The sequence below is a fragment of the Iodobacter fluviatilis genome (assembly GCF_004194535.1).
In the GTDB taxonomy this organism is placed as follows: domain Bacteria; phylum Pseudomonadota; class Gammaproteobacteria; order Burkholderiales; family Chitinibacteraceae; genus Iodobacter; species Iodobacter fluviatilis_A.
In genome coordinates this window covers 1,298,766-1,311,525 of the sequence record NZ_CP025781.1, presented here as the reverse complement: position 1 = coordinate 1,311,525, position 12,760 = coordinate 1,298,766, and the positions used below count along the sequence as shown (strand labels likewise).

Genomic DNA, 12,760 nt, shown 5'->3' with positions numbered 1-12,760 from the left:
GCAAGGCTGTCGGTAATTGATTGATGAATCAGCTCTGGAGTAACAGTAGATTATGCTTTTTCCTGGCGATTTTGTTCGCGCAGCAAATCCTGCAGAATTGCTTCGCGCCGAGCCTGAAGCCCTTTCAGAATGTGGGCTTCAGGTGGCGGTGGCAGCTACGCGGCAGGTTTAATCATGGCGCAGTAACGTGCTAGCACGTTTGCCATCAACGCCATCGGTTTGGGTGCGAATAGCGATGCTTTGGCCAAAATGTTTTACCTGTGAAGGATTGGCAATCGAGAGACACACGCCAGCATCATGCAGCAGAGTAGCGGCCAATTCGTGATACACCCCAGTAGCTTCCATCGTGACCTGCAACTGCTCGAGAAGAATGTGATTTTTAGTCAGCCAAGCCAGCAAATCGGCGAGACCTTTGCTGGTATTGGCAATAACTTTAGCTTTGCCTTTGAGTGGGTCAAGCTGGTTCAGTCAATAGCAGTCTAGTTTGGCTTTGGCGACATCGATGCAATGTAGGCAGTAAGTGCTCTAAAAAAGACTGTGGCAATTCAACCATTGGGCTATGCCCACATTCTAAAATAACAGAAGCCTGAATATTTTCAAATTGTCCCGCAAGATCCACCCATGGCTGTGCTGGAGTAATATTATCATGTTCACCCCATATAAAATGGATAGGCAAAGCTTTCAATTGTTGCAAAGCCTCTGGAATATCGTATTTACGGCTCAAGGAAAGCCAGCGCGCTATGTTGTTAAACACTCCACGATCTCCAAATAAACGAGCAACTTCTTCAATTCCTCTCTGTGGTATTTTGCTTTTATCATAGATGACATTACTGACTAAGGCATGAGCATACTGGATTTCTCCAGTGTGTAACTGGCTTAGTTGCACTCCCGCTTCCAGTTCAACAAGGCCCGGAGCCCCACTCATAACTAAACCTTGAATACGTGTTGGATTTTGCAAAGCATAGTGCAAGGAAATCAAAGCTCCTAGGGAATTTCCTATTAAAAATGGCTTCTCTTCACATTCCTCCAAAACCATATCCAAAACTTTTATCGCTTGTCTAAAATGATTCCCAAAGATAACAGGAATAGCATCATCAAAAGTTATGGTACTAAATCCTTCTTCTAAGCAGCTACTCGCAACTGCATCCCAAATCCAGCCTCCAGCAAATAATCCTGGAAGAAAAACGATGGGAGTCCCATTTCCTTTTCTTTTAAATTGCATGGCAGAATCCTTTAATAAGAGTGTAAAAATCCACTAAATTTCTAAATTTTTTCTAAATTATTAGAATATGGAAATATACGACTTCTTACAAAGTGAGTCAAGTTGTTGTTTTTTTTTGAAAGGAAAATTTCACATCTATCAATACTAAAAATTTAGAAAGTAGTGTCATTGTTTGATTTCATTATCAAATGAAATGCAAACGAAACTCAGATGGGCGCAGTATTGATTACGCCACTTTTACAAGTGATGTGCCAGCGTGCGGTCAAAGCCGTTAAGGAACCTCTACACATGTAAGCAGCAAAAAACTATTTCTTTGAATTTTGAAAATTTTTAATAAAAACTCAATTTTTCATCGATAAAACATGTGGTTTTACTAAGTTTGATGCAGTTTCTCCCTTGTCCTCATATTCAAGGCGCAATAAGCTTCTTGCGGCACTTGTAACGGTTTGCGCGAAGAACATTAGAAATCGCAGCCAGCAATTTAAATCGACTCGCGTTTTTGATTAATCCACGATAGCGTGCTTTGGCATAGCCAAAGCCAATCTTTTAATTACGAAATACATGCTCAACTTTTGCACGACGGCTCGCTAACTCATGCTCGACTGTAAGCAGTAAATCAATCAACAGACCCTAACATAAGCCCCAAAAAACATTATCTGCCGGCCTCAGTAATATAAATTTAAAGCTGATACTCATTACATCCATACCGAGATAAAATATGAGAATTCTTTCTGTAAAAAAGCCTAATTGGCTCACTTGCCTTGTGCATACAGGGTCAAAGCCCTTGGCTACCGTCCAGTGTCTGATTTGGCGAAAGAAGAGAGGCGAAGGGTTTGATCTACAAAAGAAGGTCAATGCCTTAAGATTGGGCTTAAACTCACTTCGCCTCGTGTGGTAGTAGCTAACTACTACAGGGAACAAGATACAAGGTTTTAAGTATTTTAAAACTCAGCTATTTGGATTCGTATCGCAGCTAGTAGCAGGGGGCTTAAATCTCCCCTTGAAACATGCAAGCTCCGAACAAGCGGGGCGGGGGATCGCTTGGGAGCGAGCCAATCCCCCGCCGCCGCCTCGATAGGGCCGCAGAGGGGCCTTCGTGTTCTTGGCTTCGTTTCTTGGCCACACAAAAATCATATAATTCGCGGGACGCTCGCACCTAAATCAACGTGCCGGAGGTACTAAAAAAAGGGTGGGCTGCGTATTACTTCTGTAACTGCTTAGCCCACGCTTGCAGCGCTGCCATTTGGGCCGCTACGTTTTTGCTGATGGCTTCATCCGTCACGTTGCCATTGGCATCAAAGCCACCGGCAAAGGCGTTGGCGAAGACTTCGGGTTTTGCCAGTGGCAGCAGGTTTACAAATACGCAGACTTGGCGCAAATGGTATTGCGAGCGGGAAGAGCCCATGCCGCCTGCCGCGCCTAAAATGGCGACTGGCTTGCCGTTTAGCACCTTGTTATCAGCTTCGCGCGATGCCCAGTCGATCACATTTTTAAGCGCTGGGGCGAGGGAGTAATTGTATTCTGGGCAAGCTAATACCAGCGCATCGGCGGCGGCAATTTTGGCCAATAGCTCCAGCAATACGGCAGGGCGATCGCCAGCTGCGATATCGCCGTTATAAAAAGGAATCGCCGAGATATCGACGATTTCTAATTCCATACCGGCAGGTAAATTTGCTTTGGCGCAGCGTAGCAGGCCGCTATTGGTTGATGCTTTACGCAGGCTGCCAGAAATTCCAATTGCTTTGATTGTCATCTTAATGCTCCTTGGTAAAAGTGGATGATGTGATGCACCAAGTCATCAATGCCGCTGCTTGCACAGCTAGTGATACGCCGCAGAGATCAATTACGCAAGCTTACTTCGGCTTAAATGAATTTAGGATTTCTCATGCAGGTAGATGAATCTTTACAGGGCTGGGAAGCTGATCCCCAGCCTGTTTGCCTGCATTAAACCGCTTGCTGGCTTACTTTACTGAGTACTTGCTCGGCAGCAGGGTATTCAGTATTCATATAAATTTTTACAAAAGAATGGCCCGTTATGTCTTGCGTGGGGTGAAAGCCGATGCTGATATTGGGCGGTAGTGTTGTTTTAATTAGGCGCAGCCCGTTAATGACCTGATCCCACGATGAGGTGATATAGCTGGAGCCTGGCATCAGGTATTGCGCTGGGCTGGCGGTTCCCACGCTGCTCACTTTGCCCTGCATATTCTTGGGGCCGGAGATCAGCATATTTTGTTCGGCATTGGCGTAAAGATTGCCTTGTGAATGCGCCACCAAAACGAGCTTGCGGCCTTCTGCTAAATATTGGCGGTATATTTTTAAATGCTCGGGTAGCTCTGGCATTGAGCTGTTGCTAAAGGCATTTAAATACTTATCGTAAATGGCTTGGCTCATCCAGCCTGCCTGCGCCGTGCCTCCATCGAGCATGCGCCAAAAATTTTTGGCGTCTTGCGTTTCATTGTTTTTTTGCTGAAACACTTGCCACAGATCACTAAAAAAGCCGTTGCTGGTGTTATAGGCATTGCCGTAGACGAAATTTTTATCTAGCTTTTTGGCTTTTAAATTGCCTTTAAGCACCAGCATGCTGGCAACAGAATCATCAAAGGTGCTTTGCACGCCATTGATAAAAATCACAGCAGCAGGCGCAGCAAAGGCTGGGCCAGCCATTAGAGAGGTAAGCAGGGCAAGGCGTTTCAACATGATTAATTCCTGTTAAGGGTGGGTAAATCGTGGTGTTAGCTGCTTAGTTCGGTAGATTTAAAATTGCAGGGTTGATTGCCGGGGTCCGCAAAAAATTGGCCGGATGCCAGCGTCTGAAAGCGCAAATAGGCTTCGGTGCGCTTGGGTGTGGCCAACATTTCGGCGCGGGTTTTGAGCAGCTCATCGTACATGACCTGCGCTGTTTTACCGGTTTTTTGCATCACGTCATCGCTCATCAGACAGGCAATGCCACGTGCAATCTTTTCGCCAGCTTGCTTGGCTTGTTCGGGTGTAGAGATGTCGTTAATGGCTTCGCCCCAGCCTTGGGCTAGCTGGGTAAAGGCGAGCTGACCGGTTTTGGATGCGGCGTAGGTATGGTCGATATAGGCATTTACATCATCGGGCACGCCATCATGATTCTGATCGCGATCGCTTTGTGTATTGGCTGCACCTATGGCTGAGGCAACGCTTAACCAAGGATTACTAGTAGAGAGGGGAGAGGGGGGGCTGGAAGGGGGGCTGCTAGCCGCTACTGCTGTGGGGGCAGATTGTGCTTCTGTGGGCCATTGGGAATAAACGCCAAGAAAAATAAGGGGCACTGCAGCAATCAGATAAGGCCATTTCATGGCGATATACTCGGTAAGTGCTCAGTTTTAAGAGTCAATCAAAGCAACGGTTTTTAGCGCCCTTGTGAGGTGCTTCGCGTGCTTTTGCGGATAAACAAGGTAGCACCAATTTGGGTCTTAAGCATAAATTGGCACTACCTTTGCCTTGTTTATTCCTTGATCGGCTGGGCTAAGTGGCTTCCTTAAAGCGGCTTGCCCATAAAGCGATCATCGTTGGATTTATTCATACTGCATATAAGTTGTTTAATTTACTTGTTGCGTAAGATACACGCAGGTAGAAAATAAGGTTTATTGAGCCGAAATCACCCCGCCATCAATAGTCTGTGCCTTGTTTGTTACGCCCACTTGCAGCACGGGTGCGGTGCCTGAGCCGATTTTATCTATGGCATTAGAGATCACCGCAGCAGGTGAGGTTGATGCATTGATGCCTACAGATACCGAATACTCTTGGCCGTTAAGCTGATGCGCTTCAATTTGGCCGATATCCACTTTGCCCGCGCTTGATGCAACTTTAGCGCCTGTTAATATTGATTTACCGGCTACATTCAGCGTTATGCCTTGCTTGCCACTGATGCCTGATTCGGTTTTTACAAAATCACTGGCGCTATGTTTAACGGCTAAATCAAGCGATGGGGTGATCGAAGAGTCTTCTTTATCATGGCCAAGTAAAGCATCTTTAATCCCATTACCTGCTTTACGCGCTATGCCATCTACTTTGCCCCCCTCTGATGGGCCGCTGGTCAGTTGCTCTGGCAGGGTGACGTTGCCGCCGTCTTTGGCCGAAAAGCTAACGCCTTGGGTAGTATCGGTTTTTAGGCCTTGGTTAAAGGCGAAGCTTTCGTATTTGTCTAATAAGGGGCACTGCAGCAATCAGATAAGGCCATTTCATGGCGATATACTCGGTAAGTGCTCAGTTTTAAGAGTCAATCAAAGCAACGGTTTTTAGCGCCCTTGTGAGGTGCTTCGCGTGCTTTTGCGGATAAACAAGGTAGCACCAATTTGAGTCTTAAGCATAAATTGGCACCACCTTTACCTTGTTTATTCCTTGATCGGCTGGGCTAAGCGGCTTCCTTAAAGCGGCTTGCCCATAAAGCGATCATCGTTGGATTTATTCATACTGCATATAAGTTGTTTAATTTACTTGTTGCGTAAGATACACACAGGTAGAAAATAAGGTTTATTGAGCCGAAATCACCCCGCCATCAATAGTCTGTGCCTTGTTTGTTACGCCTACTTGCAGCAGGGGTGTGGTGCTTGAGCCGATTTTATCTATGGCATTAGAGATCACCGCAGCAGGTGAGGTTGATGCATTGATGCCTACAGATACCGAATACTCTTGGCCGTTAAGCTGATGTGCTTCAACTTGGCCGATATCCACTTTGCCCGCGCTTGATGCAACTTTAGCGCCTGTTAATACTGATTTACCGGCTACATCCAGCGTTATGCCTTGCTTGCCACTGATGCCTGATTCGGTTTTTACAAAATCACTGGCGCTATGTTTAACGGCTAAATCAAGCGATGGGGTGATCGATGAGCCTTCTTTATCATGGCCAAGTAAAGCATCTTTAATCCCATTACCTGCTTTACGCGCTAGGCCATCTACTTTGCCCCCCTCTGATGGGCCGCTGGTCAGTTGCTCTGGCAGGGTGACGTTGCCGCCGTCTTTGGCCGAAAAGCTAACACCTTGGGTAGTATCGGTTTTTAGGCCTTGGTTAAAGGCGAAGCTTTCGTATGTGTCTGCTACTTTATCCGCGGCCTTATTCACCGCGTCGGTGGCTTTTCCTTTTACGGTATCGCCCAGCCCACCTAATTTATCGGCAACTAGGCCTTTTTTGCCCTGATATTTTTCAGTATTTAGGCCAAGGCTGATATCTACCTTGGTGCTGTGATCGCGATCTTGCTGGCTACTAACGATTAAATCACCGCCTACTTTGCCGCTCACCGCATCAGCCTTGATATTGCCGCCCTGAATACTCACATCTTTACCGCTATTGAGGCTAACCTTGCCCGCTTCAATATTGGCATTCTGGTGTTGCAAGATATCTTGCTTATCCACGCCCACAGCCACTTTAGCGTTAAAGCCGTAGGTGTCTTTGCCCTCATCCACCTTGCCATTGCTGTCTTTATTAAAGGATTGGCCTCCTTTTGCGCCGCCCCCAATGGCTACATTCCAGTTATTAACTTCTTTGCCAGATTGGGCAGATTGAATGTTAATGCCACCATTGGCTGCATCCAGCGCTACGTTTTCTGCTTTGACTTGCGTGCCTGTTAGGCTCACCGCATCTTTAGCCGCCGCACCTGCGCTGATCACTACATTGCCCGTACTGTTAATGCTGCCTGCAGTCTGGCTATGGGCAGATTCATTCACCTTGCCGATATTAAAATCGGCAGCAAAGTTAACATTACTGGATGATTTTTCGCTGCTTTCACTAGAGCCACCGCCACCGCTGATATTGCCACCTACAGAAGACCCAGTCTTGCTGCTGCTATTGCTGCCCGCTTGAAAGTCGACTTTACCGGCGGCTTGTAGCGTGACATCGCCTGCAGCAGTTTGCTTGCCAATCTGTGTGCCTTGCAGAGTTAAATCTTTACCCGATTTAATCTCTACGCCGCCCTTACCATCTAGGCTGCCAACAACCGCCGTGCTGGATTTACTTTCGCTACTGTTGACTTGCCCGCCCACACCCGCGCCGCCGCTGGCTGAGCTGCTGACATTCACATTAAGCTTGGCATTGCCTCCCACGCTGTTGCTGCTGGCGTTCTGGCTATTATTAGCCTGATCAAAGCGCACATCGCCACCGGCATGGATGATGGTTTTACCTTCACCTGCATTGATCTGGCTGCCCTCATAGCTGGCATGATCTTGCACATTTATATTGATGCCTTGCTTAGCATTAATACTGCCGGTGATGGCATCTGATTGGCTGGAGGCGGTGGTTTGATTACCGCCCTTGCCGCTGGCATTTACGTTCACATCCTCGCCGGTTTCGGTATAAACCCGCGCATCAGCTTGGCCCTGCACGGTGTTTTGAGTGGACGATTGCGTATTGGCTGCAGCGCTTAAATCATGGCTGCCCGCTTGGATATTGACGGCACCATCTGCCTTGTATTGCGTGGCTTGATCGCTTAGTGCGCCCTTGGTATTGATGTTGATATCTTTGCCGCTGATCTGGCTGACAATCGCCTTGCTGCTGTCGCTAATGCCTTGGCCATTGCCCGCTTTAACTTGCACATCGATCCCTACATTGGGCGCGCCAATGCCGCCCAGTGCGCTGACCTCGCTTACTTTGCCCTTGATCACGCCGCTGACGGCTTTTTCAACCGGGCGTGTGATTTTGCTGTAATCCACATTGGCACCAATATCCACACTCCAATTACTGCTCTTGGTATCGGTATGGCTGGTATTGGTGGCGGCTTTGTTATCAATGCTGTCGGCTTTAAGCGCAACACTGCCACCCGCTGCCAGCTGTGTGCCTTCGTTACTGATCTTGCCGGCATTGATATTTAAATCGCCCGCTGTTTTGACCGATGAAGTGTTGGCGGTGGATTTATTGCTATTGGTTTGCTGGTTACTTTGGCCTACTTCATAGCCGCTGCCCGCTTTATCAATACCGCCGGTGTAGTAAAAGCCTGCGCCGGTTACGGTGTTGTTGGTGCTGGATTTCTCTGTATCTTGTGAGGCGGTAATGGCTACATTCTTACCGCTGATATCTGCATTGCCTTTTGTGGTTTCAACGGTAGAGCCTTTAATGGCCACATCGTTGCCAGCATTTACGCTGATGCTGCCGCCACTGACCACTGAACCCGTGTTGCTGGTTTTTTCGATATCGGTTTTGGTTTCGGTGTGCTCAATGCGCACGCCAGCGCGGTATTGTTTATCGCTTTGTTCTTTGGCGTAGCCATTCACTTCCAGCTTGGTTTCCGTGCCCTTGCTACTTTCCTTGTTGGCGGCACTGCTGATATCAACATTGCCTTTGGCCGCAAGGCTGAGCTGATCCTTGGCCTTGATATTGCTACCAATCACGGCGATATCTTGGGCAGAAACGATGTTTAAATCTGCATCGGATTGCAAAGTAGATGCCTGATTGGTTTCAACGCTGCTTTTGGTTTGATTAGAGCTGCTGGTGATATTAAACACCGTGCCATTGCGCTGATCGATGCTGGTTTTGTTTAAATCACGTGCGCTATCAATGATGATGCCGCCTGCGGTGGCTTGAGCATAAGCGCCTTGGCTGGCTTTTACCGTGCTGCCATTTACGCGGATGCCTTGCGCGCCAATTAGGCTTAATCTGCCTGCGCTATTAATATTGGAGCGCACATGAATGCTTTGATCTATGCCATTGTTTTTTTCACCCCCGCCGCCAATCCCTCCCCAGTATTGTTGCTGGTTTTGAGTCTGGCTGCTGTTGGCAATGGCCTGTGTAGCGATATTCAGCGTGCCTTTGGCTGCAATCTGGCTATCTGCGCCTGCCTGAATTTGCGCACCCGCCGCATCAATATTACCTGCAGCATTGATGATTAGCGATTTACCGCTTTGCAATGCCGTGCTCACCAAGCGCTCGCTGCTGCTGCTGCTATCCCAAGAACCAGTTTGCAAGCTGGCACCATCATTTTTGCGGTTACCCTTATCCGATTTGCTATCACGCTCTACCAAACCCGCTAGCGCAATATTGCCGCTGGCAGCCATCTCTAATTGATTGCCGGCTTGAATACTGCTGCCTTTTAGATTGAGGTCTCCCCCGTAGCGCTGATTTGAATATCGTTACTGGATTTAATCCGCGTGCCAATTTGCTGCTCTGTGCTGCTGGATTCAGCCTTGTTATATGCCCAAGAGTTTTTCCAAGCATTATTACTGCTGCTTTCGCTATTGCTAAGCAATTGGCCATCCAAATTAATCTTGGCTGCGCTGAGATTTAGATTTTTACTATCGATATCAGTCGCGGCAAGCGTTGCTGTATTGCTGGCCTTGATATTGATCTCATCGCCTTGAATGCTGCTGCGTTCAATACTGCTTTTGCTGCTGGAGGATTTTTTATCGGTTTCGCCGGTTTTCCAGATAAACCAGCTTTCATTATGGCTTTGGTCTTGCGTGTTTTGAGTACTGATCTTGCCGCTGCTTTCTATATCTTTGGCTTGTAGGGCAATAGCTTGGCCTTTGAGCTGCGCCGCATTAAGCGCTAGCTTGCCCGCGCTTTCAATATTGAGCGCTTCCTGCCCCTGAACTTGGCCGGTGATATTAACGCCAGCACCCGCTGCTGTGCTGATTAGATTAATCCGGCCCGCTTGAATGGCGCCAAGGTAATAGCTATCTAAAGAGCCACTTACTGTAGGAGCGGTGCTGGTGCTGAGCATTTTGCCGCTGATGCTATCCACTGAATGATCGAAAACCACGCTATTAAAGCCAGCGACTGCATTGATGGCTTTTTCTGCTTGCATATTGCCACGCACATCAATACGTGGCGCGATTAAATCTAATACTTTTTCGCCGCGTGCGCCGCCAGTTTGTACCTGCAATAAATTATTATTTTTAGCTGCTTCTAATGATTGAATCTGGCCGTCTTGCACATTGGCATTACCCACCAATAATGAAGCGCGCGGGGTATTGATAAAGCCGCAGCCATTGCAAGTAATGCCATTGGGGTTGGCTAATACATAATCAGCAGCCATCCCAAAGATTTCTTGCTTGCCTAATAGCAAGGAAGGATTGCGGCTCACCACTTCATTTAAAATGACTTTAGCGGCCTGATTGCCAAGTTGGCTATTGGCATTGAGCTGCCCCGCCAATTGTGATTGGCCCGCAATAGTGGAGTTATTTAAAACAGCACCAGCCGTGCCAACATTAAAGTCTTTAAATTGGTTATGCGATAAACCGGCTGCGCTAGGCGCAACAATATTAACTACGGCAGCGCCATTATTTGCTGTGCTGATTTGTGCCTGTTTAGCTGCATCGCCTCCAGCCACAATTCCGGCAGCAGATACATGTTCTGTGAGCACAAAGGCCATAATGAGTGCGGCAGAGATTTTGCCGCTGATTGATAGATTAAAGTTCATTATTTGTGCCTCTTGAGTTTGTTGAGCAGAGCGCCAATAACCACATCGGTTTATCACAAAAACAGTTTTAAGCTGCCACTAGTAAAGGCTAATGCATCTCTATATGCATTGCATAATAGGGTGTTCACACTACGAGGCATTTTTTTATGAAAATAGCAAAGATATTGGCTGATTGAGACAGATTATTCTTTATAAACAGCGGGTTGAAGCAGTCCTCTGCTTCTTGCCGTCAGAATTTGTGAATATTACTGATTATCATTTGGTGGAATGCCCAACTAAATTTATCTAAATTTAGGCTCTGCTACAGAGCTGAAGCCCATGCACACATCGGCAGAAACACGGGCCAATCCAAAATTTATGAGAAATTTTTTTAGCAGTGCTTTAATTGCTAAGCAGTTATATAGGGTAAATGATGGGCTGTAGTTAGCTGAAATCCTGCTTTAAAACTGCCAGCTTAAGCGGGAAATAATCTGAGCTTCTTCATTCGTAAATCTATCTGGCATATGTAATGCGTGGTTGTATTCCAAATCGATATTAAAATCTTGCATATTTAAGCCTAAGCCTAAAGTCATTCCAGCCAAGCTTTGATAGCCTATATTGGCTTGCAAAACACGCCCAGCATCGATGCCGATTCTTGGGCTTAAATAAGCGCCCAATATGGGCAGGCGGGCAGATAGTGTATTGCGCCAATACCAGCCGGTATCGCCAGATAAAGAATTATGCTTAAAACCATGTACTGCCGATTGGCTGGCGAGCTCTATTTGTTCGATAGCGGGCAGGCGATCACGGCTGCCTTGCCAGCTCCAGCTGCTTTGCAGGCTGAGGGCTTGCTCTGCAATCACAAAATTGTGGTACAGCTTAATGCCTAACTTGGCCTTGGTGAATTCTGGCGTAGGCCAATCTGCTATGGGTCTATCGTGATCTGCACCAAACCAAGTAAGGCCTTTTTCTAGCGATGCATCCAGTACCCAAATGCCACTATCGCTAATCAGCATCTGGTTAAAACCAAGTTCCATCACGGTGAGCTTGGGGCTGCTGATCTCTAGCCAGCCATCTAGAAAATAATTATCCGAGCGCTTATGGCTGAGCTGCACGCTGGCTGTGCTGGTGGCGTGCTGGCTGCGGGTGATAATCCGATCAAGCCTTACACCGCTTTGGCTGGATTCGCCCGATAGCTGCACGCTGTTTTTTTCCAGCTGCTGAGTGTTTAAATAGCGAGATTCACTGGCAAAGGCGCTCAGTGTCCAGTAGCCATAGGGCAGGGAATAAAACAAAGAGTTGCTACGGCTATAGCGAGTATTGGGATTATCTGTGGTGCTTTGGGTAGATAAGCTAATAAAATCTGATGCTGCAAATGGGCTATCCCAAGCAGCATTTATACCTGCAATCCATACACCGGTTGATTCTTGCCCAGAATCGTTAAGCGATAATCCACCATGCCAAGGTGGGGATTCAGGATTGCGTAGCATAAGGATAGAGCCACCCTGAGCCGTGCCTGGCAAAATATCGACAGTGGCTTGGTTGGATTGCAAGCGATTCGCCTGATCAAGCCCTTGATCAATATCCTTAATATTGAGCGGCTGCCCAATCACGTTAGGAAACAAAGTACCCGTGTTTAGGCGGCGATCTGCGTTTTGGATCGCCTCAACATGGCCTTCAACCGCCCTGAGCGTTAATACCTTATCAGCATCTGGGCCAGAGGCCAAAATACGCACGGCAATATAGCCTTTTTGCACATAAAGCGTGGTGAGTGCCTGAATAAAGTCATTGATATCCTGATTGCTTAGGCATTCGGCATTGGGCAAGCCCAGCGCATTCACCTCTGAATAGCTCAGTAGCGTTATTCCCGCCAGCTTTAGCCCTTTGATTGCAAGGCAATCAAACTCTTGTATGCTGGAGGCGGGCTTGCTTGGCAGGGCGCTATCGTCATTTTTAAGCTGACGCATGCGGTGGTCGTCCACAATGCTACGAAATCTATCCGCGTTTTCTTGCATCATGCGGCGTGATTGATCTTCCATCGATTGCTGCATGACGGGCAGATCAGGTTTGATATTCGCAGCTGCGCTAGCCAAGCTAAGGGCACTTAGAAAGGTGGATAACAGAGTGCGCTGAGTTTTAGTCAATGAGGTTTATCTTCGCAAATAGATTCGTTGGCTTTTTTAAA

9 protein-coding genes and 1 pseudogene are annotated in these 12,760 nt (G+C 47.4%); all 10 read right to left on the bottom strand.

The window, feature by feature from the left end; genetic code table 11:
- Positions 1-168: 168 nt before the first annotated feature.
- Positions 169-429 carry an IS110 family transposase gene (locus C1H71_RS21300; RefSeq protein WP_262488441.1) on the bottom strand — a complete coding sequence of 87 codons (261 nt, stop codon included), beginning with the start codon at positions 427-429 and terminating at the stop codon, positions 169-171.
- Between the two features lie 25 nt (positions 430-454).
- Complete coding sequence (locus C1H71_RS05655; protein ID WP_262488399.1) at positions 455-1,222, bottom strand: alpha/beta fold hydrolase; 768 nt, start codon at positions 1,220-1,222, stop codon at positions 455-457.
- Between the two features lie 408 nt (positions 1,223-1,630).
- Positions 1,631-1,822, bottom strand: a pseudogene (locus C1H71_RS21295) (transposase); the annotation flags it as partial.
- A gap of 601 nt (positions 1,823-2,423) precedes the next feature.
- Positions 2,424-2,975 (bottom strand): NADPH-dependent FMN reductase, encoded by a 552-nt coding sequence (locus C1H71_RS05645; protein ID WP_130105701.1) that lies wholly within the window; start codon positions 2,973-2,975, stop codon positions 2,424-2,426.
- 191 nt (positions 2,976-3,166) lie between these two features.
- Complete coding sequence (locus C1H71_RS05640; protein ID WP_130105700.1) at positions 3,167-3,919, bottom strand: hypothetical protein; 753 nt, start codon at positions 3,917-3,919, stop codon at positions 3,167-3,169.
- A gap of 35 nt (positions 3,920-3,954) precedes the next feature.
- The gene (locus tag C1H71_RS05635) at positions 3,955-4,545 is read right to left on the bottom strand and encodes a hypothetical protein (protein ID WP_130105699.1); all 591 of its coding nucleotides are present in this window, start codon (positions 4,543-4,545) and stop codon (positions 3,955-3,957) included.
- A 288-nt stretch (positions 4,546-4,833) separates the two neighbouring features.
- Positions 4,834-5,415 carry a hypothetical protein gene (locus C1H71_RS05630; protein ID WP_130105698.1) on the bottom strand — a complete coding sequence of 194 codons (582 nt, stop codon included), beginning with the start codon at positions 5,413-5,415 and terminating at the stop codon, positions 4,834-4,836.
- 307 nt (positions 5,416-5,722) lie between these two features.
- Positions 5,723-9,232 (bottom strand): hemagglutinin repeat-containing protein, encoded by a 3,510-nt coding sequence (locus C1H71_RS05625; protein ID WP_130105697.1) that lies wholly within the window; start codon positions 9,230-9,232, stop codon positions 5,723-5,725.
- Between the two features lie 35 nt (positions 9,233-9,267).
- The gene (locus C1H71_RS05620; protein WP_130105696.1) at positions 9,268-10,596 is read right to left on the bottom strand and encodes a filamentous hemagglutinin N-terminal domain-containing protein; all 1,329 of its coding nucleotides are present in this window, start codon (positions 10,594-10,596) and stop codon (positions 9,268-9,270) included.
- Between the two features lie 440 nt (positions 10,597-11,036).
- Positions 11,037-12,719 carry a ShlB/FhaC/HecB family hemolysin secretion/activation protein gene (locus tag C1H71_RS05615; protein WP_130105695.1) on the bottom strand — a complete coding sequence of 561 codons (1,683 nt, stop codon included), beginning with the start codon at positions 12,717-12,719 and terminating at the stop codon, positions 11,037-11,039.
- Positions 12,720-12,760: the final 41 nt, after the last annotated feature.

What these genes read in the sequence shown, in the direction of transcription:
- C1H71_RS05655 (WP_262488399.1), bottom strand. Translation starts at nt 1,222, where the DNA reads ATGCAATTTAAAAGAAAAGGAAATGGGACTCCCATCGTTTTTCTTCCA.
- C1H71_RS05640 (WP_130105700.1), bottom strand. Translation starts at nt 3,919, where the DNA reads ATGTTGAAACGCCTTGCCCTGCTTACCTCTCTAATGGCTGGCCCAGCC.
- C1H71_RS05635 (WP_130105699.1), bottom strand. Translation starts at nt 4,545, where the DNA reads ATGAAATGGCCTTATCTGATTGCTGCAGTGCCCCTTATTTTTCTTGGC.
- C1H71_RS05645 (WP_130105701.1), bottom strand. Translation starts at nt 2,975, where the DNA reads ATGACAATCAAAGCAATTGGAATTTCTGGCAGCCTGCGTAAAGCATCA.
- C1H71_RS05620 (WP_130105696.1), bottom strand. Translation starts at nt 10,596, where the DNA reads ATGAACTTTAATCTATCAATCAGCGGCAAAATCTCTGCCGCACTCATT.
- C1H71_RS05625 (WP_130105697.1), bottom strand. Translation starts at nt 9,232, where the DNA reads ATGGCTGCCAGCGGCAATATTGCGCTAGCGGGTTTGGTAGAGCGTGAT.